At 43.9% G+C, this 22,942-nt stretch carries 19 protein-coding genes and 1 pseudogene; 15 read left to right on the top strand and 5 right to left on the bottom strand.

Annotation, left to right across the window (positions count from 1 at the left end):
- Window positions 1–31: 31 nt before the first annotated feature.
- The 5 genes from dpdE to QUB66_RS19560 are packed head-to-tail and all read left to right on the top strand — an operon-like array spanning window position 32 to window position 10,587.
- Window positions 32–3,370 carry a protein DpdE gene (dpdE, locus tag QUB66_RS19580; RefSeq protein ID WP_332969386.1) on the top strand — a complete coding sequence of 1,113 codons (3,339 nt, stop codon included), beginning with the start codon at window positions 32–34 and terminating at the stop codon, window positions 3,368–3,370.
- Window positions 3,370–5,916 (top strand): protein DpdF, encoded by a 2,547-nt coding sequence (gene dpdF / locus QUB66_RS19575; RefSeq protein WP_332969385.1) that lies wholly within the window; start codon window positions 3,370–3,372, stop codon window positions 5,914–5,916. Before dpdE ends, dpdF begins: the two co-directional genes overlap by 1 nt.
- The gene (gene dpdG / locus QUB66_RS19570) at window positions 5,913–6,797 is read left to right on the top strand and encodes a protein DpdG (protein ID WP_332969383.1); all 885 of its coding nucleotides are present in this window, start codon (window positions 5,913–5,915) and stop codon (window positions 6,795–6,797) included. The genes dpdF and dpdG overlap by 4 nt, the downstream gene beginning before the upstream one ends.
- Window positions 6,794–9,874 (top strand): protein DpdH, encoded by a 3,081-nt coding sequence (dpdH, locus tag QUB66_RS19565; protein ID WP_332969381.1) that lies wholly within the window; start codon window positions 6,794–6,796, stop codon window positions 9,872–9,874. The genes dpdG and dpdH overlap by 4 nt, the downstream gene beginning before the upstream one ends.
- 5 nt (window positions 9,875–9,879) lie before the next feature.
- Window positions 9,880–10,587 (top strand): hypothetical protein, encoded by a 708-nt coding sequence (locus tag QUB66_RS19560; RefSeq protein WP_332969380.1) that lies wholly within the window; start codon window positions 9,880–9,882, stop codon window positions 10,585–10,587.
- Between the two features lie 105 nt (window positions 10,588–10,692).
- Here QUB66_RS19560 and QUB66_RS19555 read toward each other — a convergent pair whose 3' ends face one another.
- Window positions 10,693–11,781: a glycosyltransferase family 2 protein gene (locus QUB66_RS19555; RefSeq protein WP_332969378.1), complete on the bottom strand. Its 1,089-nt coding sequence runs from the start codon at window positions 11,779–11,781 to the stop codon at window positions 10,693–10,695.
- Window positions 11,782–12,384: 603 nt separating this feature from the next.
- Between QUB66_RS19555 and QUB66_RS19550 the strand changes: the two genes are divergently transcribed.
- The 4 genes from QUB66_RS19550 (at window position 12,385) to QUB66_RS19535 (ending at window position 16,694) form a co-directional block, all read left to right on the top strand.
- A complete protein-coding gene (locus QUB66_RS19550) occupies window positions 12,385–13,455 on the top strand; it encodes a glycosyltransferase family 2 protein (RefSeq protein WP_265239774.1) in 1,071 nt (356 codons plus the stop codon).
- An 87-nt stretch (window positions 13,456–13,542) separates the two neighbouring features.
- Window positions 13,543–14,988, top strand: coding sequence for an NAD(P)/FAD-dependent oxidoreductase (locus tag QUB66_RS19545; RefSeq protein WP_265239775.1), 1,446 nt, complete (start codon window positions 13,543–13,545; stop codon window positions 14,986–14,988).
- Between the two features lie 27 nt (window positions 14,989–15,015).
- Entirely contained in the window at window positions 15,016–15,687 is a 672-nt protein-coding gene (gene pnuC / locus QUB66_RS19540) for a nicotinamide riboside transporter PnuC (RefSeq protein ID WP_332969376.1), read from the top strand.
- Window positions 15,684–16,694: an AAA family ATPase gene (locus QUB66_RS19535; RefSeq protein ID WP_332969375.1), complete on the top strand. Its 1,011-nt coding sequence runs from the start codon at window positions 15,684–15,686 to the stop codon at window positions 16,692–16,694. The genes pnuC and QUB66_RS19535 overlap by 4 nt, the downstream gene beginning before the upstream one ends.
- 186 nt (window positions 16,695–16,880) lie before the next feature.
- Here QUB66_RS19535 and QUB66_RS19530 read toward each other — a convergent pair whose 3' ends face one another.
- Complete coding sequence (locus tag QUB66_RS19530; protein ID WP_332969374.1) at window positions 16,881–17,237, bottom strand: HepT-like ribonuclease domain-containing protein; 357 nt, start codon at window positions 17,235–17,237, stop codon at window positions 16,881–16,883.
- Window positions 17,215–17,562 carry a nucleotidyltransferase family protein gene (locus tag QUB66_RS19525; protein WP_332969373.1) on the bottom strand — a complete coding sequence of 116 codons (348 nt, stop codon included), beginning with the start codon at window positions 17,560–17,562 and terminating at the stop codon, window positions 17,215–17,217. The genes QUB66_RS19530 and QUB66_RS19525 overlap by 23 nt, the downstream gene beginning before the upstream one ends.
- Before the next feature lie 139 nt (window positions 17,563–17,701).
- On the opposite strand from QUB66_RS19525, the gene QUB66_RS19520 reads away from it, so the two are divergent.
- The 6 genes from QUB66_RS19520 (at window position 17,702) to QUB66_RS19495 (ending at window position 22,062) form a co-directional block, all read left to right on the top strand.
- A complete protein-coding gene (locus QUB66_RS19520) occupies window positions 17,702–17,959 on the top strand; it encodes a hypothetical protein (protein WP_332969372.1) in 258 nt (85 codons plus the stop codon).
- Window positions 17,952–18,137 (top strand): hypothetical protein, encoded by a 186-nt coding sequence (locus QUB66_RS19515; protein ID WP_332969371.1) that lies wholly within the window; start codon window positions 17,952–17,954, stop codon window positions 18,135–18,137. The genes QUB66_RS19520 and QUB66_RS19515 overlap by 8 nt, the downstream gene beginning before the upstream one ends.
- Before the next feature lie 330 nt (window positions 18,138–18,467).
- Window positions 18,468–19,814, top strand: a complete 1,347-nt coding sequence (locus QUB66_RS19510; RefSeq protein WP_332969369.1) for a branched-chain amino acid ABC transporter substrate-binding protein — start codon at window positions 18,468–18,470, stop codon at window positions 19,812–19,814.
- Between the two features lie 284 nt (window positions 19,815–20,098).
- Complete coding sequence (locus QUB66_RS19505; protein ID WP_332969368.1) at window positions 20,099–21,175, top strand: branched-chain amino acid ABC transporter permease; 1,077 nt, start codon at window positions 20,099–20,101, stop codon at window positions 21,173–21,175.
- Window positions 21,176–21,347: 172 nt separating this feature from the next.
- A complete protein-coding gene (locus QUB66_RS19500; protein ID WP_332969366.1) occupies window positions 21,348–21,749 on the top strand; it encodes a type II toxin-antitoxin system RelE/ParE family toxin in 402 nt (133 codons plus the stop codon).
- Window positions 21,733–22,062 (top strand): helix-turn-helix domain-containing protein, encoded by a 330-nt coding sequence (locus QUB66_RS19495; protein WP_265239786.1) that lies wholly within the window; start codon window positions 21,733–21,735, stop codon window positions 22,060–22,062. Before QUB66_RS19500 ends, QUB66_RS19495 begins: the two co-directional genes overlap by 17 nt.
- Before the next feature lie 29 nt (window positions 22,063–22,091).
- Here QUB66_RS19495 and QUB66_RS19490 read toward each other — a convergent pair whose 3' ends face one another.
- Both QUB66_RS19490 and QUB66_RS29790 read right to left on the bottom strand, forming a co-directional pair.
- Window positions 22,092–22,694, bottom strand: coding sequence for a Uma2 family endonuclease (locus QUB66_RS19490; protein WP_332969416.1), 603 nt, complete (start codon window positions 22,692–22,694; stop codon window positions 22,092–22,094).
- Between the two features lie 170 nt (window positions 22,695–22,864).
- Window positions 22,865–22,942, bottom strand: a pseudogene (locus tag QUB66_RS29790) (D-galactonate transporter); the annotation flags it as partial.

Raw genomic sequence — 22,942 nt, 5'->3', positions numbered from 1 at the left:
AGCAACTGATCGCTCTGAGGAGACCGGAATTATGATCGAGCTTGGTGCTCTGGTGCGATCGCGCAACAATGACCTCGGTATAGGAAAAGTTGTTAAAATATCTAATTCAGATGCCTTAGTTGAGTATTTTTGTTCGGTGGGGAACCGGATAGAACGAACCTTAGCCTTAAGTTGGCTGGTTCGAGTTAGGCTGCAACCTCAGACGAGGTGCTATTTCTGGTCTCAAAGCAAACAAACTTGGAGGGTTGGTCGGATTTTTGCTTGGGATGAAGATAGCTGTCGATACGAGATTGACTTACCCGATCGCCAAACTGAATTCGCCTTTGAACGAGATGTTTGCGTGCGTTGCAATATCCCCATTGAAGATCCGATCGCAATTCTGGCGCTGAAAGGTCAAGAAACACCTTACTTTCACGATCGACGTTTAGCTTTTGTCAAGTGTCTGACTCAACAACGCGCTGTCAGTCGCGGCATGACAGGGCTGATTTCTGCCAATATTGAGCTTTATCCCCATCAAGTTGAAGTTGTCCGGCGCGTACTAGAAGATCCTATTCAACGTTACCTGTTAGCAGATGAAGTTGGACTGGGAAAAACGATCGAATCTGGTGCTATTCTTCGCCAATATCTTCTCGACTACCCCCAGGGACGGGCTGTGGTATTAGTACCGCAATACCTGCAGGAACAATGGCTTCAAGAATTAGAAAATAAATTTTATATTTCTCCCTCGGACAATCGAGTGCAGGTGCTTGCAGTAGAAAATGTCGATCGAATCAGCCCGAATGCCGATTTAGGCTTTTTAATTTTAGATGAAGCGCATCACGTCGCAGCAATGGCTACCTCTTCAGATTCCGCGAAGCGCGGGCTTTTCGAGACTTGCAAACACCTCGCTCATCAAAGCGATCGCCTACTCCTATTATCTGCAACCCCAGTTCTCAATCACGAGCAAGATTTCCTGGCGATGCTGCACTTGCTAGATCCAATAACCTATCAACTTAACGATTTGGAAGGTTTTCGTGCGAGGGTGCAAAACCGCCAACAAATTGGTCGAGTTTTACTCTCATTTAAGGAAGGAGCAAATCCTTTTGTTCTTAAAACTAACCTCAACCAACTGCGAAATCTGTTTGCTGAAGATCCGTATCTGCTAAACCTCGCAGATCAGTTGCAAATTTGCTTGCAGACTAAAGAAACACCTGCGGGCGATCGAATTGTGCGATCGATTCGCACCCACATCAGCGACACCTATCGCTTGCACCGTCGAATGCTCCGCAACCGTCGCGCTTCTGTAGAAGATGTAATTTTCGATCGCAATATCATACCAAAAGTCGAATATGAATTAGATGAGCGATCGCCCCAAATTCACGAACTCATCGACGAATGGCGCACTATCGCCCCCAAAGAACAAAAATATCAGCACATTTTTATGCTGTTATTCCGTGCTGCTGGTACTTGGCTGGGAATTTTGCAACAGGTAGTTGAAGTCCGTTTAAGTTGTATCTCCCATGCTGGCATCATTCAGGAATTTGGGATTGATAGCGCCAGAATTTTGAGTGAAACTCCCAAATTTTCAGGAGAAGCAGAAATCCTGCAATCTTTGCTGCGAATTATTCAAGAACCTTCAGAAGATGGCGATCGCATCGAATTACTCAAAATCGTTCTAATCTATCATTTATCTGAGTGTTTCAAACTCCAATCTTATCGCAGCAACCTTCATAAATTGCTCGAACAATTGCAACAGCGACTTCGCAGACCGGTACCTGGAGATACCTTACCTAAAATTGTCATTTTTACCAGTTTTGTTAAAACAAATACTGAAATTTTCCGGTACTTATCAGATACTTTTGGTCAAGAAACTGTAGCTAGCCATCAATTAGGGATGGAACGCTCTCAGGTTGAAAAAAACCTCGCTCGGTTCAAAAACAACCCAAAATGTTTTATCCTGGTTTGTGATTCCTCTGGTGAAGAAGGCCGCAACTTCCAATTTGTAAATTGGATGATTAATTTCGATATTCCCTGGTCGCCCAATCGTTTAGAACAAAGGATTGGCAGGATCGATCGCATTGGTCGTCCGATGAATGTTCAGTTTACAGTATTTGCAGGTGCAGACCTAGAGGATAGCCCTCACAGTGCTTGGTATGAATTATTAAAAAGTGGTTTCGGCATTTTTGATCAATCAATTGCCAGTCTTCAGTTTTATGTAGATGAAAAACTTCCAGAACTTGAAGCCGTGCTATTTCAAGCTGGCGCTAGCGGACTCTTAGAAAAAATTGACTCAATCAGGCAAGGAATTGCTGAGGAACAGGTGAAAATTAGCGAACAAAACGCTTTAGATGAAATTGATGCTCAAGATGAAAATGCTACCGAGTATTTTCAAGCTTTAGATGATTATGACGCCGGCCATCAAGAAATTAAACGAGCAACTGAAGACTGGATTTGTCAAGCGCTACGATTCAAGCAAATTGACGATTTGAATTTAGCAAAAGTGCAGCATTATCAACATACTGCGCGCACTTTAATTCCAATTCACGATCTAAGAACTCACTTTGTTGATTGTGGAGAAATATCTGGCACTTATAATCGGAGAATATCAACTCAACATCCTGGTGTCAATCTCTACCGTATTGGGGAAGGATTTGTGGAAGGGCTAGCATCTTATATTCATTGGGATGACCGAGGTCAAGCCTTTGCGATGTGGCGGTGCGAGGAATCTTGGGATGCTGGAGAAGGGATGGAATGGTTCGGTTTTCGCTTTAATTATGTAGTCGAGGCTAATTTGGAAATAGCCCAGCAAGTTTTAACAGATTTGGGGCAGGATAGTAGTAAATTTAAATCTCTGAAGCGACGCACAGATGCGCTATTTCCCCCAATTGTAGAGACAATTTTTCTTGATGCTCGCTACGAACCAATGAGCATTGTTGAAGATGAAGCTCTTTTGAAGATTCTGCAAGGTTCGTACAAGGGTAAAAGTTCTCGTCCCTCGCGAGATTACAATTTAGCCAAAACTCGATTATCGGTGCTCAATGAGTTTGTTGATGAGAGTAAGTGGGCAGATTTGTGCAGTCAGGCGCGCGAGACTTCTGAAATACTGTTGCGCGATCGCACTTTTTTCATCTCACTCTCCGAACAACGCGCCAAAATCGCCGACCATAAACTAGGAAATAGACTAGACCAACTCCGGCTGCGCCTCAACCGACTGGCTGAAAGCGAACAAACTTCGCATTCTTTGCTAGCCGAAGAGTTCAACATAGAAACTGCCTTAAGTCAAGCTATTTTAGAAGGAATTCGCCATCCCGGAATCAAGCTTGATTCTGTAGGATTCATCATTGTTTCTGGGCGACCTCCGGTAGAATCTCAGGAAGGGGGAAATGAGTGATGGCTGATTCTTTTCAATATCTCAGAGAAATTCTCCAAACAGGTAAGATTCCTGCTGATAAAAGTCATTTTTCAGAAGCTTGTCACAGGCGCTTGCTGGAAACTTTGGATGCTGCGGGAACTTCTTACGCGCCGGGAATGGGAGATATTGCGGCTCTGATCCGTCAGGTTCTGCGGCGGGAATATGAGCAAAAAGGTGGGATACCTCCAATTTTAAAAGTACCTCGGAAAGCTAATTTTCCCGATCGCGAAATGTGGCAACAAAGCGGCATCGATATATTGAGCGAAGGTGCCGATTATTATCTGATTAGCGCTCATCCTTGGCAGCCAGATTGGCTGGACTTTTCCCAAAAATATCCCCCAGACAAACCCGTATTTAATGATAAAATCCGCCGAAATTATGAGCCAGTAGACGGCGATCCGTTCCTGCAATTAGTGAAATTGAAGAAGTATCGGAGTGTCGGGCAACGTGAAACAATTCGGGCAGTTTTGACGGCTCCTGACAATTCGACACTGGCGATTAATTTGCCTACAGGAGCGGGTAAAAGTCTTTGCGCTCAACTGCCGGCTTTGTTGCGATCGCAAAATGCTGGTGTAACAGTTGTTGTAGTGCCAACTACAGCACTAGCCATTGACCAAGAACGAGCTTTGAGACATTTTGTGAACCATGCGACTGCCTATTATGGCGATGAATCCGGGCAAGAACAAGAGAGAAGGCAGGAAATTCGCGATCGCATTCGCAACGGCACTCAGCGAATCGTTTTCACCTCGCCCGAAAGCTTGATGAAGTCTCTCGCACCTGCTCTTTACGAAGCAGCCAAATTACAAATGCTACGGTATTTAGTAATAGATGAAGCTCATATCGTCGAGCAGTGGGGCGATGAATTCCGCCCCGCCTTCCAAGAGATCCCAGGCTTGCGAAGAGATTTGTTGCGTTTAACTTCTTTTACAACTTTATTACTGACTGCAACCTTAACAGAATCCTGTTTAGATACCCTAGAAATTTTATTCGGAAAACCCGGCCATTTTCAAGTAATATCTGCCGTACAGTTGCGACCTGAACCATCCTACTGGTTTGCTTGGTGTCAAAGTGAAGAAATCAGGAAACAGCGATTAATTGAGGCCGTTTATCATCTTCCCCGCCCTCTGATTATTTACGCCACAACGCGCAAAGATATCAGGCGATGGCAACAGGAATTATTGTTTGCTGGATTCAAACGGTGTGCAATTATGACCGGGGAATCCAGTTCCGAAGAACGCTCTCAACTGATCCAAAACTTGCGCGAGAGACGAGTTGATATAGTTGTGGCTACTTCTGCCTTCGGATTGGGTGTGGATCAGTCAGATATTCGAGCCGTGCTTCATGTTTGCATCCCCGAAACTATCGATCGCTTTTATCAAGAAGTCGGTCGAGGAGGTCGAGATGGCAAAGCAGCAATCTCGCTCACCTTACATACCACTGAAGACTTAGACATTGCCAAATATCTTAATGACAAATCTGCCATAACGATCGATCGGGGTTTAGAACGGTGGAAAAGTATGTTTTTGAATAAAAAAATTCTTCCCGATGGTCGGTTTCGCGTTCCCGTGAATCTTCCTCCATCCTTAAAACCAGAAGATATTGACATGAACAGCGAACAGAATCAGGCTTGGAACATCCGCACTTTAACGCTGATGAGTCGATCGGGTTTAATCAATATCGATGCTGACGAACCGCCGCAAAGAAGAAATTTTAGATCGGAAGCAGCTTATAACCAAGCTTGGGAAGTTCACAGAGAATCCCGGTTCATCCGCATCCGGGATGAATCGCACCTCAACCGTCAAACTTGGGAACATAAAGTAGAGCCAATTCGCCAACAACGCCAAAACTGGAGCTATAAAAATCTGCAATTAATGCGCGAGGTTTTGCGGCCAAAACGCTGTATTTCCGAAATCTTAGCTGAAGCTTACACCATACCCGCCCGTGCAGCCCCAGAACCTAGAAAACAGGTGATAGTTTCTCCCGCTTGTGGTGGATGTCCTGTTTGCAGAAAAAACAGGGAAGTAGTATTTTCTGGAATTATGCCCGCACCATTACCTGTATGGCAAAAACCAAATTTTGTTGTAGGTGAAACACTAAAATCATTGCTGGGAGGAGATAAATTAATGCTCGTTTTTTATGAGTCTCTTGAAGCTCAAAGTTGGCAACTCAAAAGCTCTCAAGTTTTTAACTGGTTAATAGAGCAGGGAATTAATAATCTGGTGGTGGCTGATGAATTTCAGAGTATCTTGATTGCAGAAACAAATCGAATAGCCGATATTTGTATATTTTTGTTTCACAAATACGAACCCATGCTGATGCCGCGCATTCCCACCCTAATCTTTCATCCGCCCGGAAAGGAGATCCCTCACAACTATCTGTCACTCAACAGAACTTCTCATGCTCCCCTGATTATCTTCCTTCCCGTAGATACACCCGATCCGATCCGCCCTGACCGCAAGCTAATTGATATTTTTTCAGGTAGATACTTTATGTTTAATCACTTTTACAGGGAGGTTAATTTATGAGCGTCTTAAAAACTGCTTTAGCTACTCCTAGTAGAATGCGAGGAATATTTAGATATTTACTTCAAGCACCAAAGCAGCGCGAAAATAGGGAAAAACTAACTGGGCTGCTTTCTCCAAATGAATTGTCAGAAGGGAGAAACAAAGGTGCCAAACATCCGATGTTTGATGCTGCGTTGGGAGAAAGTATCAAGTGCGGTTTATTAATCGAAGAAAATGAGGATATTTCTATAAATCTTGAACTCCCCGAAGCATTTCGACATCCTCAGACAGGCGATAAGTTTTTGCCAGATACGCTGGTACAGCTATTTTTTGCTGATAACGAAGATGAAGAAGATTTAGGTCGGTTAATAGCATGGTATTTAGCACAGGATATTTATGATGCTCCCGATACATGGGAAAAAGTAGAAAAGCTTGTCGCAGAGCAGGGAGTTGCTGAGTCTTTAGATTTGAAAATATCCAGCAATACCCTGTCTGGTCAAGTCGAGGATTGGATGTGTTATTTAGGGTTTGCTTGGGGCCATGCTTCAGATTCAAACAAAAAACTTGTTGTGGCTGAGCCAACTGCTTATCTCAGAAGAAATTTAAATGATTTATTTCAAGGAGAAGCAAAAGCTAAACTTTCAATCCGAGAGTTTATCGATCGCCTAGCTAAAAAATGCCCGGTGTTTGAAACTGGCAAATTTCGAGACCAAGTTGAAGAAAAAATTGGTTTTCGCTTACCAAATCACTTATCAACTAGCACGGCTTTTGCCTTATTCCGCCTTCAGGATGATGGTTACATCAAGCTGATCCGAGAGTCAGATGCTAATTTATTCGTCTTTCCAAGTGGCGACAAAGAAGCAGGGTTTTCTCATATTATTTTGACAGGGGTTGAACCATGACTTTTACAAAATTTGTTTGCTGGGATGTCGATCGCGTTCGTCGCGTGATGGGTGTGGAGGCTACCCAAACTCCAGATAGTATATTTCTGGCAACTCACCATCCAATTGCCATGTACCGCCAGGAACTGATCGAAGCACCGTCGCGAGTTTCCTACAGTGAGGAACAATTTCTGAAAGATTTTCTCGCTGAACAAGATTTCGCTTTTGTGCCAGTTTTAGGAAGTTCTGGGACGGGAAAATCTCACCTGATTCGTTGGCTAGCTGCGAATATTGAATCGACACAGAAGCGCCGAGTTTTGCTGATTCCCAAAATTGGCACGAATCTCAAAGATATTATCAGTTTAATATTAGAAGGGATGGAAGGAGCAAGTTTTGATGAATACCGGCAGCGTTTAAATCGAGCCACTAGCACCTTAACTGAAGCGCAAGCGCGGGAACAACTTCTGAATCAGCTTGCGGCTGCGGTTGGCCCGAACGGTCGGGGCGATCGCACTAAACTTTCTGATGTGGAAGATTACCTAGTTGGTGCTGTGGATTCTCTTCTCTACGACCCATTTTTTAGAGAACACTGGCTAAAGGATGGGGGTATTATCCATCAATTAGTTATCCACATTCTCGGACAGCGAGATACGGTAGAAACTGTGGAAGAAAGGCGGCATTTTTCGCTAAATGACTTGCCTCTCAATGTCTTAAACTTGCAAAAATCTGGGCAGTCTGCGCGGGAATTTTATAGCTTACTGATCGGCGATGAGGATATTCAAAGGGCAACTGTAGATTGGTTGAACCGACATTTAGATGAAGCGATAGCTCAGGTTTTGAGCTTGGGGCGCGAAGATTTACAAAGATTGATGGGGGAAGTTCGCGAAACTTTAGCCGCACAAGGAATCGAGTTAGTTTTGCTGATTGAAGATTTTGCTAAATTGCAAGGCATCGATCGCGAAGTTTTAGAAGCTGTTTTAGCGCGACCTCAACAAGCAGGAGGCAAACATTTGTGCGCGATCAGAACGGCGCTAGCTTGTACTACTGGCTATTTTGACAGTCTGAGGTTAGATACTGTAAAACAGCGAATTACTTTTAGCGTTAATCTTGACATCGGTACAGTTGGTGAACAATCTTTAGTGAATTATGCAGATATCAAAAAATTTGTCGGTAGATATCTCAACGCCGTGCGTTTGGAGGATAAAATAATTCAAAATTGGGCTAACTCTCGCAATCGCGAAGATTCGGATCGAGAATCTTTAGCTAGTGCTTGCAATGAATGCGAACATAAAGTAGCTTGTCATGCAGGTTTTGCAGAAGCAGACGGTTTTGGTTTGTATCCCTTCACGCCTGAAGCATTAGAACAAATGCTTTCCAGAGTCAATCCCGGAAATTTCAACCCTCGGATTTTGATTAAAGATGTTCTTAAGTGGACGCTAGAAACTTCTGTTGCTGATATCGAACGAGGAGATTTTCCTGCTATTTCTGTGCGAGAACACTTTGGTAAGATGCGGCTGAGTGCAATGGTTCAGGGAGATATTCAAGCCAAAGATCCCCAAAATGGCGATCGCCGCCAGGTTCTCTTAGATTTGTGGACGGATAGTAACGATCTTTGCGATTTGCACCCAGAAGTTCACTCTGCATTTGATATTCCGAGGCTGGGCGGGGAGGTTCAGCAAACAAAAAAAACATCATCTGTTTCGGGTGTTCAAGAGTCTAGTTCTTCAGTTGGTAATTATCAAGTTGATTCACAAATTCAAGCTGAAAAATTTCCAGAAAAGCTGACTAAACAAATACAAATTCTAGATAGCTGGAACAATCAAGAAATTTTCCCGCAAGATATCGCTGGAGAACTGCGACCTTTGATTTATTCGGCTATCGGCGAGCGGATTGAATGGGACACGGAAATGCTGATTAAGGGGGTTTTTGCTAGTAGTAATACGACATATTTTAAAAGCAGAAATATTACTTTCTTTAGTCCAAAAGTGACGAGGGAGACGATTTCTGGAGTTAAACTATCTCTTCCTCTGAATCCTGATGATGCAGATGAGTTTCGGGAAACGGCGATCGCCTTTCAAGGTATGTTGCAATACAGGCACTACAAGCATTGGAAGTTCCCAGAGGGCGATCGCTACTTCCGCACCTATGCTAAACAACTGGAAAGATGGAGTCAGTATGTAGTTGAGCAGATTCGCCTGTATCCCCGCGAGTCTGGGGAACCCTGGAGCCCTGTACCTGCGGCAGTTGAGCTACTGGCGATCGCCACCACAATGGCCGGACATTCTACCAATTCTACTGAAGATTTGATAAATGCTTTGTTTCTCAAACTAGAGCCAAAAGATTTAGAACATCGTTCAGCTACTTGGAAGAAGCTATTTGGTACTTTACAAAAACACTCCCTAGCTTTACTAGAAACTGTTACCAGTCGAACGGCTTGCACGAAAGGTAGCTCTCCGAAATTTCAAATTATTGATACTGTCCAAATTTTGCAATCTTTGAAACAGGTTAGCAAATCTTGGCAGCCTCAATGTGAAATTCCGGCAGATGTTCGGGAGAAGTTTCCCGAAATTGATAAAGCGCGTCAAGCTGTGGATGAATTGCTAGAAAAATCGATTCAAGAGGAGTGCGATCGGCAACTCGCTGTTTATCATTCTCTTGTATCTGAATTAGGAGAAGATATCAATAAAAAGGATGTTGCTGATGTTGTAAAACAGGCAATGGAGCGATCCAGAGAAGCCGCTGTATTTCGGGGTCGGAAGAATTTAGATGACCTAACATCGGTCGTAAAACAGTTTAAGGCGAGCGGGCTTTCTAGCTATGTAGATAACATGAAGCGCGTGCAAACGGAGCAGGATAATCCCGACAGTCAACCGGGGAAGCTGCTTAAGTATCTCAGCGAAAATAATCAAAAAGCAATGACAGAATCTTTGGAGTTTCTAAACAGTACCAATAATTTTCTTGATGCTTCTCTAACCGAGGTCAAAAACCGGATTGAGGAGTTAGAAGCGTCTGGTGGTGCAACAGTAGAATCTAGCCATAAATCTATTCAAGATGGATTTGCCAAACTGCGGAATCTAATTAGTGAGATTAAAGGATAAACAATATGCTTGTAGAAAAATCCAATCAACTGAGTGAGTTGTCTCAAAATAGAATTAATCTTCAGAAGTATGCAAAGAATTTGGAGGGTTTTATATCAAGACAGCAACAAATTGAGCAAGCGGTCACTGGAACTATACCTCTGGTGCAATCTTTAAGAGCTTTTGGCGAAAGAGGAATTTCCAATTTTGATTTAACTCAAAAGGCGGACAGTTTACTGAAATTTATTACTAATGTTGAAGCAAAATTTAAGGAAAATCCTGAGTGGATTATAGACAATGAAAATTTCAATAACAAAATTTTTACTTCTGCGGTAAATCAATTACAAAAAGCTCTGAGAGAGCAATTGACTCAAGCTTGGTGGCTGTACCGAATTCAAAAAATGCCGAGCACGAATCAGGAAGTCCTCAATGTGCTAGATAAAGTTTCGGCATTTAAGCCAGCTATCCAACGAATTAGAACTTTAGATTTGCAAATTCGGGAGTCTAACTCAATTCCCGAAAGCCTTGAGGATTTTGCAAAAGTCGATCGCCTAATTGAGCAATTGAAGCAATGCTGGGATAAACTGGATGCTGATGAAGTCCCTGAAGCAGTGCTGAATTTTCTCAAAATTGCTGCTAATGAGGGTGCCACTTTGAGTCTTTTAACCCCTGAAGTGAAAGATTGGTTGACTAAACATCGTTTGATTGATGCTTTACGAATTCGCTTGACGTGATAATTTTAGCCGTGACAAAAGGTACGCAATGCACACCCTACCAATAAAGTTGATGCCTCCTGGTAAGGTGTGCAATGCACACTCTACAAATAAAATTGATGCCTATCATTTTGTTAAACTATTAAACCGCATTCTTTCATACACCTGCGACGGCAACATTTTGTGAACTTTCGTCCGCGTTTCAATCGTCGCAAGTGTCGTCCCTTCACTCGATTCTGATGTTGGTTTTAATTTTAAACCCGATTCAGTGGGCGGTGAGACTATAATTTTTAAGAGACTGGTTATTGACAGCAAGTACAGATTGTGACGCAATAGTGACATAAATAAATCTTCTTTAAAAGCTTGAGCTAGCCAAAATAATGTACTGCGATGATTGCCGTTGCCGTTGCTTTTGACTGCTAAATAAATGTAGAAATTGCTGCTAGACCAGCGATAAATGTTGCTAGGAATTTCGGGATGTTGCTGCCGGACATTTGCCATAATTAAAGAGTGACCTTTTGCCATTGCTGCATAGTTGCAAGACATACTGCTGGCAATCTGGCGGTAGCCAACTAAATATTCTGGCACTACTGTAAATTGATAATGTTCGGCTATGCGGAGATGCAGTTCCCAGTCTTCGCAGCCTTGAGCATTTTCTAGTTTGAATTGGCAGTTGTAACCGCCGACTTTTTCAAAGCAAGCGCGGCGAATTAGAGATGAGCTGGCATTGCCGATAAAATATTTATAAACTAATGCTGTGTAAACTTCTCCTTCGATGGTGGAGTTGTAAAATCCACCGATGAGCAAGTCTTTTTCATTTATATCAACTGACCAGGAATAGACAATTCCTACAGATGGTTCTGATTTTTTTAGGCATTCTACTTGTTTTTGTAGGTTTTGCGGATACCAAATATCGTCGGCATCGATGGGAGCAATGTATTCGCCTTGGGATTTTTGAATTGCTAGGTTGCGAGCGGCGGCGACTCCGGCATTTGATTGCTGCAATAAGATGATTCGCCTATCTTTTTGACCAAAAATTTTGATGATTTCGGCGGTTGTGTCTGTGGAGCCGTCGTCTACTACTAAAATTTCTATGTTTTGATAGGTTTGAGATAAGACAGACTCTAATGTTTTAGCAATAAATTCCTCGGCGTTGTAAGCGGGTATAATTACTGAAATTAATGGCTGTTCTAAATTATGTTTGGTGGTGTTCATGTAATATAAAAACTTTTTTATGTAAAAATTTTGGCTCTCAAGCAGCGATCTGATGCTATGTTAACAAATAGCTAAGGTCGATCGCACATCGTGAAAAATTTTCAGATGTACATTTTAAATATGTTGCCAAAACTCATAAAATGTGCATTGACACAGCAGTCGGGATACAGACTTCGTGCAGGAGTTGATTGCCCATGATGTCTGTAAAATCACCTGTACGGGCAAGTCCTCACCGTTGGCTCTCCTCAGTATTAATATGTTGTATTTTATACTAATAATTAAGTAAAAAAGAAAATTCTTGTGTGGTGGAATACTCTCAAACACAATGGCTGGTGGGGCTTGTTATCAGGTTTACAAAAACAATAATATATATAAAGATTTCGTAAAGCTGTTGTCTTCATCAGGTGAGTCTCAGCCAGATGTGGCTTAGAATACAGGCATGAGTCGGGATAAATGCAGCCTACAATGTCAGTAAAAAATCTAGTTGAAGATAAACAGAAATCGGGTTATAAATAAAAAAGTAGAGCTGATTTTACCCTTCGTACAGTAGGAGCATTGAAATTCAATCATTTGTTTTCCCTGCAATTTAAAGTAAACTCGGTAATGATTTATACCAAAGACCCGACTGTATCCGTGATTATCCCAGTCCACAACGGGGGGGCTTACTTCCGCACCTGTTTGTCAAAACTGGCTGAATCTGTACCGAGACCGATCGAGATTATTGTAGTAGCAGATGGCGAAAGCGACGGTTCTTGGCGTCTGGCCAAGGAATTCGGCGCAAAAGTCATCAGAATTCCCGAATCTGGAGGCCCGGCGAGAGCGAGAAATTTGGGAGCGCAAGCTGCCAAGGGAGATATTCTGTTTTTTGTGGATGCTGATGTGGCTGTTTGTCCAGAAGCTGTGGGTTATGCGAAATCGGTGTTCAAAAATAATCCCTACTTAGCTGCTTTGATCGGCTCCTACGATGATGCTCCTGGAGATCCAGATTTTTTATCCCAGTATAGGAATTTGCTGCACCACTACGTGCACCAAACAGGTAACGAAGAAGCTTCGACTTTTTGGGGAGCTTGCGGAGTGATTCGCCGGGAAATTTTTTTGCAGATGGGTGGCTTTAACGAGAGTTACCGCGAACCTTCGATCGAGGATATTGAGCTGGGCTACCGTTTGAAACAAGCCGGTTATAAAATTCGGCTGTGTAAAACATTACAGGTGAAGCATTTGAAGCGCTGGGAAGCGGTGGGGATGGTGAAAGCTGACTTTTTTTACCGAGCGCTGCCTTGGACAGAGCTGATTTGGCGCGATCGCAAATTGAATAACGATCTCAACTTGCAAGTCTCGAACCGCATCAGCGTGATTTTAACTTATGCAGTGCTGCTGGCAGTTTTGGGGACGTGCTGGTCGCTGAACTTTCTGGTACTGGCTGGCTTGCTGGCAACACCGCTGGTAGCAATTAATGCACCGCTTTACCGTTTTTTTAAGGAAAAACACGGTATCGTATTTGCCCTGAAAACAATTCCTTGGCACTGGCTTTTCTATTTTTACAGCGGACTGGCATTTGCGATCGGCACTGGTCGCCACTTATCGCAAAAAAAGCCCTTGACTGGTAAAATTAACTTGCCAGTATCGCTTAATAAATCAAGGCAAATTCTCCTTCAACATCAGCCCGATAGATAGTTTCTCAGGGTATTCACGGGTGCATCTATTAATTTTAGAAGTTATAAATAATTGTAGAGTTCTATAAAAAGGCTGGAGGTACGCTGAGTGAAACATTATCCTGTGGCGATCGTGGGTGCAGGCCCTGCGGGTTTGACTGCCGCCTACGAGCTAGTCAAGGAAGGCATCATCCCTGTTGTACTCGAAAAAGGGGATAAAGTTGGCGGGTTAGCCCGCACCGAAACCTACAAAGGCTACCGTTTCGACATTGGGGGCCACCGGTTTTATACTAAAGTTGCAGCCGTGCAGGAGTTGTGGCAAGAGGTACTGGGAAATGAGTTTATTAAAGTGCCACGATTGTCGCGAATTTTTTATCGAGGTAAATTTTTCAACTATCCGATCAGCGCCTTCAATACTCTCTTTAATTTGGGCATAATTGAGAGTGCGCTGATTATTTTGAGTTATCTGAAAGTGAGAATTTGGCCACTTCCGAAAGAAGAAACTTTTGAACAGTGGGTGATCAATCGTTTTGGCGAACGTTTGTATAAAACATTTTTCAAGACTTATACAGAAAAAGTTTGGGGAATTCCCTGTTCTGAAATTCAAGCAGATTGGGCGGCGCAGCGCATTAAAGGATTGTCGCTGACAACAGCGATTATTAATGCTTTGTTTGGCAGCAATGATACTAAAACGTTAATTAAAGAGTTTGACTATCCGGCTTTGGGGCCGGGGATGATGTGGGAAAAGTTTGCCGAATCTGTGGAAGCTAAAGAGGGCAAAGTTTATCTCGATACTAAGGTGATTAGCTTTGAGCGTGAAGGTAATAAAATTAAAACTATTACTGCTGAACATAATGGAGAATTAGTCCAATATTCTGCGGATAATTTTATTACGAGTATGCCGATATCGGCGCTGGTAGCACGGCTGAAACCGCAGCCCCCCGAAGAGGTATTGCACGCCGCGCGCTCGCTCAAATATCGAGATTTCTTGATTGTATCGCTGATTGTCGATTGCAAGGATTTGTTTCCTGACAACTGGATTTACATTCACTCTCCCGAAGTCAAAGTCGGACGAATTCAAAACTTTAAGAATTGGAGTGCTGCATTGGTTCCCGACGCGAACAAAACTTGTTTGGGCATGGAATATTTTTGCAATGAAGGCGAGGAACTTTGGGAAATGTCGGATGCTGAACTTGTGGCATTAGCAACTCGGGAGTTGGTTGAGTTGGGTTTGGCAAAAGCTGCGGATGTTGAGGATGGGGTGGTGTTGCGGCAGCCGAAGGCTTATCCTGTTTACGATGCGGAATATCGAGGACACTTGGAGGTGCTTGAAGGTTTTTTGAAGGGAATGGAGAATTTGCAGACGATCGGGCGAAATGGTATGCACCGATACAACAATCAAGACCATTCTATGCTGACGGGGATGCTGGCCGCGAGAAATATTCTTGGGGAAAAGCACGATTTGTGGGATGTGAATACTGAGCGATCGTACTATGAAGATTTTAGTGTCGATCGCTCCAAGGACAAAAAAGATGCGTCTTTGATTTCGCAGTGAATATAGCCAGCCGAAATAGGGATTGCCATGAAAAAAGCCAACCTGCCAAACTTAATCGGCTTCGCAGCAAGCATCTTTTTGCTCCTGCTTTCAGTGCAGCGGTTTGTCCCTATCCAACTCAACTTAATCGAAGCGATAGCCGCGATCGCTTCTGCTTGGAGTGTTTGGCTGCTTGCTAAAAACAATTCCCTGGGCTGGTGGGTCGGCTTAATCGGAGTTATCACCTACGCTGCGGTGTTTTATCAAGTTAAACTTTACGGCGAAGTTGCGATTCAATTCTTCTATTTAATCACGAGTTTGCAAGCAATTTATATTTGGCTGCGGGGCGGCGAAAACAGCACAGAAAAACCTGTATGTCGCATTTCTCAACGCTGGCTCATCCTCACCGCAGTGTTAGTTACAGTTGCTGTATTTGGCTTGCGAACAGTATTAATATCTTTGGGCGGCGCCGCACCATTTTGGGACGCCCTGACAACCATCTTAAGCGCGATCGCCCAGTTGTACCTAATGGAACGCTATCTCGAAAGCTGGTATTTATGGATTGTTGCAGACACGATTTACGTTCCCTTGTATGCCTCGCGGGGGCTATATCTAACGAGTATTTTGTACGCGATTTTTTGGTTGATGGCAATTTACGGACTGCAAAATTTCCAGCGGATTTACTCGGAACAAAAGTTAAAACAGCAGCAATCTTTATGATACTCGGTGTTACTGTAGGCAAATTTTACCCCTTCCACAAAGGACACGACTACTTAATTCGAGAAGCTAAAAAGAAGGTCGATCTTTTAATCGTTCTCGCCTGTTATAAAACAAATCAAGCAGTTGCAGGAAGCGTTAGAGCCGACTGGATTCGGTTTTTGCATCCCGACGCAGAAGTTATCGAAGTGTTCGACGATTTGCCAGAAGCCCCCGAACCTTGGGCTCAGAGAACTCTTGAGGTGCTTTCCGGGCGAGAACCCGATATCGCTTTTACTTCAGAGGATTACGGCGAACCTTGGGCAAAACTGATGGGAGCTCAACACTGTGCAGTCGATCGCCAACGGCTCAAATTCCCGATTTCTGGAACGCAATTGCGATCGCACCTAGCCGAAAACTGGCAAATGCTGACTCCCCCAGCCAAAGCTTATTTTGCCAAACGAGTCTGCGTGCTGGGTGTAGAATCGAGTGGCACGACTACCCTAGCACGATCGCTCGCACAGCACTACCAAACTGTTTGGGTTCCCGAATACGGCAGGTGTTACTGGGAAGGCAGGCAATATTCGCCCGATCCTGAAATTTGGGACAGCTATGAATTTGTAGAAATAGCCAAGAAACAAGCTGTTATAGAAGACCATATTGCTACTCGCGCTAACAAAGTCGTTATTTGCGATACAGACCCTTTAGCTACTTGTATTTGGCACAAACGTTACGTTGGTTCAGAACATCCGACGATCGAGCAAATTGCAGACAGCCGCCGCTGCGATTTGTATATTTTGACTCAGCCGGATTTCGGATTTGTTCAGGATGGAACGCGAGAAAGCGAACATTTACGGATGACTATGCACCAGTGGTTTGTTGAGGTTCTTCAGAAGAAAGGCAAGCGGTATATTACTGTCGAAGGAACGCACGAGTTGCGAGTGTCGCAGGCAATTGGGGCGATCGATTCAGTGCTGGTGTTTGAACCGTTAAAGGAAGTTAACCCAAATTTTTGCGAACCAGTAAACTAGGGAAAACATTTGTAACAATATTCCAAACGACTTGTGGAATGTCAACACCGAGCGATCGTACTACGAAGATTTTAGTGTCGATCGCTCCAAGGACAAAAAAGATGCGTCTTTGATTTCGCAGTCTAGTTGATTTTTGGGAAATATGCCGATCGGTCGATCGCCCATTTTGCTTTTTTGGGCGATCGTTCAACTATCATCAGGTAAGGTAGGCAATAATTCCTCTACTTGTAACAGCAAACTAGGCAAAATATTTGTCACAATATTCCAAATAACTTCCGAACTCACTTGGTCATAACGGTGAACCAAAATATTTCGTAAGTTAATCGCATTTCGCCAATCTATTTCGGGATAAAACTGCTGAAACTCGATCGAAACTCTCCGAGCTGCCTCTCCCAAAATCCCTAACTGCCGCTCTACGGCACTTTGAATAAAAACATTTTCAAGATAAGTCTCGCCTGAAACATCAGTCGTAAACTCTTGAATCAGACGGATTGCCTGCGCCATGTCCCAAAGTGAACCACTATCCCGCTGGTTGGGTTGCATAAATCACTCGATAGGTTTTCAAAATGCTCGATCGCCGATAGGGATTTTTTAACTGCTTTTTTTCCACCAAATCTACAGGACGGTGAAATAAATCCTCTATCTCCTCCTGCATTCCCAATAAATGAGAAAGCGTGAGGCGGTGCGATGGCTCATAGGTAACTAATACATCGACATCGCTATCAGGGCGAAAGTCATCCCGCAGCACTGAGCCAAAGAGGGCAAACTCGACAATGTTCCAGCGCTGGCAAAATTGTGCGATCGCATCTAAAGAGACTTTTAGGCGATCGCTCACCACGTATTCTAAATCTGACTGTAACTCAACCATGCGCGAGCTAACCTCCAACGAGAGCAAATAACATCTGAGCTAAAGTGAAGCAATGGCATCGCTAACTTTCACCATCATAGTCATAGGATCGATCTGGAAAATAATAAAATGAGAGGATATAGATTTAGAGGTCATATTTATGTTGTCGCCGATTAAACAACGCCTTCTCGAAGCGATCGAACGGACTCCTGAACCGCTTTTAGAGCAAACCTTGACATTCCTGGAATTTTTGACCAGTCGGACACAATCTGCTCACGCCCCAGACTTCGACTCAGATTTTGACTCAGACAACGATTCCAACAACCAAATCCTCGCGGATTTGAAAGCCTCCCTCCACCAAGCCTCATCGGGACAAACCTTCCCCATATCAGAACTCTGGGACGACATCAATGTCTGATATGTCAATCCAACTCAAATTTACGCCACTATTCAAACGTCGCCTCAAAGGACTGGCTAAAAAGTATCGCCAAATTCAAACCGATATTCAGCCTGTCCTCAATGAGATTATCCAAGATAACTTCATTGGAAACCAGATTATAGGAACTATACAAACAAAACCCGCCTCTGCGGGTTGAAGAGTTGACGGTGAAAATTACGTTGTTCTCTTCAGAAGGCTCGGCGGTTGAAACCGCGTCTATACAAACAAAACCAGAGCAAGGGAGGGGTTGAAGAGTTGACGGTGAAAATTATGTTATTCTCTTCAGTCCGCGGAGGCGGACTTCGTTTTTGTAGGCGCGGTTTCAACCGCCGTCTTATCTGAAAAAATCCAAACTGCGATCGTACAATACCAAGCAGATCCAGACGATTGAGTGTATTTAACCAAAATTTGGGAAATATGTGCTAACTCTTGACTACATACTGACAACAGTGAAAAATATGCAAAAACACCAGCAAGCAACCAACCTATGAACTTTTCCCAGAAATCAGGCAAAAGTGCCACACCCTCAAAAACCCACACAACCCAAAATCCGGGCGCGGCCCGATTGTGGACAATACTTTTAGCCGCCGCCACAGCCTCTCTGTGCGCTAGCTGTCAAAATCCTCAAGCACCAAACGCCACAACTCCCGGAGGGACTCCAGCAGCCTCTCCCGTCGCAGTCAGCGCCCCCGGAGACCCAAATACTGTCAAAATTGTCTCCATGCTCCCCATGACAGGCAGCGCCTTGGGTCAATCTCAAACAATGGTCAACGGCATCAAACAAGCACTCGCCGAAACCGACTCCAAAGCTTGCGACGGCAAAATCAAAATCGAATACGAAGTGCTCGATGATGCCACCGCCGCCGCCGGCAAATGGGACCCGGCACAGGTAACGTCCAACTCTAACAAAATAGTCGCTGACGGTTCGGTAGTTGCGGCTATCGGTCACTACAACTCCGGTGCTGCTAAACTTTCCATTCCCGTGCTCAACCAAGCTAACGTCGTGATGATCAGTCCGGCCAACACTTATCCGGGACTGACTAAACCAGGAAAAGGCGAACCCAAAGAACCCAACGTTTATTATCCCGCAGGCACTCGCAATTTCACCCGCGTTGTCCCTGCTGATGACCTTCAAGGCTCTGTTGCTGGAAATTGGGCGAAATCTTTAGGCGTACAAAAAGTCTTTATTCTCGACGATCAAGAACTCTACGGCAAAGGTGTGGCTGACGTTTTTGAAGCAACGGCTAAAAAGTTGGGAATTCAAGTCTTGGGCCGGGAGGGAATTGATATCAAAGCTAGCGACTACAAGGCGTTAATGAATAAGATCAAAGCTTTAAATCCAGACATGATTTACTTCGGCGGCACTACTCAGAGCAATGCTGGACAAATAATTAAAGACATGAGAAATGTCGGGATGGCGGCTGATGCAGTTAAGTTTATGGGCCCCGACGGTATTAAAGACCAAGCTTTAATTGACGCCGGAGGCAAAGATGCCGAGGGTGTTTATGCTACTTTTGGCGGCTTGCCTCCTAAAGAATTGACTGGTGAGGGCGCCAAGTGGTATCAAAGTTACAAGGCAAAATATAATGCTGAACCGGAAGCTTATACAGCTTACGCTTATGAATCTGCTAAAGTGGCGATCGCCGCAATTAATAAAGTCTGCAAAAATGATCGCGCTGCGATCCGCGATGCTGTCTTGGCAACTAAGGATTTTAATGGGGTACTCGGCAATTGGAGTTTTGACGCTAACGGCGACACGAGCTTGACTGTAATGTCAGGAAATGTTGTTAAAGGCGGCAAGTGGGAGTTTGTCAGCGCGCTGAAGGCGGAATAATTAGTCAGTTGTCATTAGTCATTAGTCATTAGTCATTGGTTAGGGAGCATCTCAGTTTTATATTTGTAGTGCTGTGCCACTCGCGTGCTTTATAAAGCACGCGAGCGGGGACGCTCGCACTGTGAAAAAAAATGCTTTTTGCCACAAGTAAGATGCTCCTATCGGTTATTCGTAACAACTGACCAATCATCACTAACAAATAATAGCTGTCGGAACACGAAAAATTCCCAATTCCCAATTTCCAATTTCCAATTCCCAATTCCCAATTCCCAATTCCCAAAATTATGAAAAAGTGGCAGAGTATTCTTCTATATCTAGGTGTAGCTTATATAGTTTTGTTGTTAGGGCCGATCGCCGGATTTGACTTGCCCAAAATTATTGGAGAAATAGCCAGCAACCCTGAAGTGTTGATTCAACAATTATTAGTTGGCCTTGTCAACGGCGCGCTGATTGCGATTATTGCTTTGGGTTATACGATGGTTTACGGCATTATTGAATTAATCAATTTTGCTCACGGCGATTTGTATATGTTGGGTGCTTTTGCTTCCCTCACCGTGTTCGGGGCTTTTGGCATTGAAGACGGCGCACCTTTAGCTGTTGCTATACCGGTGATGTTAGTTGCTTTAATTGTATGTTCGGCGTTTTGTGCGGGGCTGAATATTGTTGTGGAAAAGTACGCTTATCGGCCTTTGAGGAATGCTCCGCGTTTGGCTCCTTTAATTTCGGCGATCGGGGTTTCTTTTATATTCCAAAATATGGGGCTGTTTTGGGGAGGATTGAAGGCTTTTATTCCGGTGATGGGTTCTAATTCTGCTGCTCCGAAAAGCTTCCCCGATTTGTTGCCGCGAGTTGATATTCTCAAAGCTTTGGGAATTGAAACCAGTATTGTATTTACCACTAAGGATTTAATTGTGTTGGTGGTGGCGGTTGTATTGATGGTTTTGCTTCATGTGTTTGTGCAGTATACTCGTCTGGGAAAGGCGATGCGGGCTACTGCTCAAAGCCGCGATGCTGCTAAAATTATGGGAATTAATGTCGATCAGATTATTGCTCTGACTTTTTTGATCGGCGGAGCTTTGGCTGGTTCGGCTGGAATTTTGGTTGGTTTGTACAACAATACTATTGTTTTTACGATGGGGTTTACGGCGGGTTTGAGAGCTTTTACAGCCGCGGTTTTGGGAGGAATTGGTAATATTGTGGGGGCGATGTTGGGAGGGGTTTTGATTGGGGTGCTTTCGTCTTTGAGCGATCAGTATTTGTCGAGCCGCTGGACTAATGCTTGGGTGTTTGGGGTTTTGGTGGTGATTTTGGCTTTTCGGCCTGGGGGTTTGTTGGGCGAGAATGTTCAGGAGAAGGTGTAATTTTGGGAATGGAGAAAGGGGAATATGTCAAACAAGATAATTCAAGCAATTTAACTGGTTCCCCGGCTCTGCCTGTGAACTGATGTCTAAAGGCTCTGCATGGGAACCAAATCTGCTAATTATAGCAGCAATATTGTGATAAAGTAAATGTGGATAACGAGGGTCGAAAACTGTGCCCGAAACAAAAGTTATTTTTTATCAAGATCGAGAAGGCGTGGCTCCAGTTCTGGAATGGCTTAAGATACTCCTGAAGCACGATCGCAAAGGCTATGCCAACTGTGTTGCGCGAATTCAACAACTAGCAAGTACAGGTTACGAGTTACGACGACCTGTGGCAGATTACCTGCGTGACGGAATTTATGAATTACGGGCAAAGCATCTCCGAGTGCAGTATCGCATTTTGTACTTCTTTTCTGGGCAGAATGTAGCAATTTTGGCTTATGCCATCACAAAAGATGAAAATCAAGTCCCTGATACAGAGATTGAGCGGGCAATTCAGCAAAAGGCTCAATTTGAAGCCAATCCAGCAGTTCATACCTATGTGGAGGAAACAGAAGATGGCGAAGACGAATGATGCACTGAAGATCCTTCAACAAATGACCTCTGAAGATCCTGAAATGGAGGAAATGATTAAGGAATCCTCTTTCAATGCAGAACTTGCACAACTGATTTATCGTGCTCGGACGCAAGCAGGATTGACCCAACAGCAACTTGCCGATCGCATTGGGACAAAACAGTCGGTGATTGCGGAGCTTGAAGATGCTGAGTATGAGGAACACTCGCTTTTAATGCTGCAAAAAATTGCGCGTGCGCTCAATCAGCGATTGGATGTTCAACTGATCCCGATCGCCCTTGAGGAAAATCGCAGTGAGCAGCGTAGTGCGTAAATGGAGAAATGAGTATACGCGATCGCCTATTATTTACTCGATTCCACTATTTTCGGTTCGATACTAAAGCCTGGTTTCAGCCAGCCAAAAACTTCGCCTAAAGTCAATTGCATCTGGGGCATAAATTCGGGTATCGGAAGTATATCTGTCGGTTCTTGCAATGAAATCGGCTGCTGCCTTGCGGGATAAGCTAAAATGTTTTTTTCATCTGGATCGAGCAACCACCCCATCTGACAACCGGCATTCAAACAGTGCAAAATATTGTGGGTGACTTTGGTTTGGCTTTGGCCAGGCGACAAAATTTCGATTGTCCAGTCTGGGTGAGCGTTAAATGTATTGGCAATTTCGCCGTCAGCGTCTAGGGGAATGCGATTCCAAACAAAAATCGCGACTTCTGGAACAATAGAACGTCCGCCAAAGGTGCAGCGAAGTTCTGGTAGGGCGATCGCAATTTGCGGTTTTTCTGCGATGTCGTTGGCGACTGTGACGAGTCTGGCTTGTAGTTTGCTGTGTTTTCCTTTTGGCATAGGTTTTTCTAAAATAGCACCGTTGATGTATTCGCTAGCGGGTTTGGTTTCTGGCAATTGCAAAAACTCGTCGAGGGTGATAGTTTTTTGAGGAGCTTGTACCATATCGCGATCGCCCTTTTGAATTGTGTTGCGGTAACAGTTCCAGTATATTTCATTTTTTGTCGCTTTTGGTGCAATAATCGAACTCAAAAGATTCTAAACTGTAGCTAGCCCGATCGCCAATTTCCCAAACCAGCAGTCGAGCGAGTTCCTGGGTAATCGGTAATCGGAATTTAACCAATAACCAATAACCAATAACCAATAACCAATAACCAATAACCAATAACCAATAACCAATAACCAATAACCAA

This window comes from Microcoleus sp. A2-C3, from assembly GCF_036706065.1.
Classification (GTDB): domain Bacteria; phylum Cyanobacteriota; class Cyanobacteriia; order Cyanobacteriales; family Microcoleaceae; genus Microcoleus.
The sequence above is the reverse complement of the archived record's forward strand: the minus strand, read 5'-3'. Positions and strand labels throughout refer to the sequence as shown.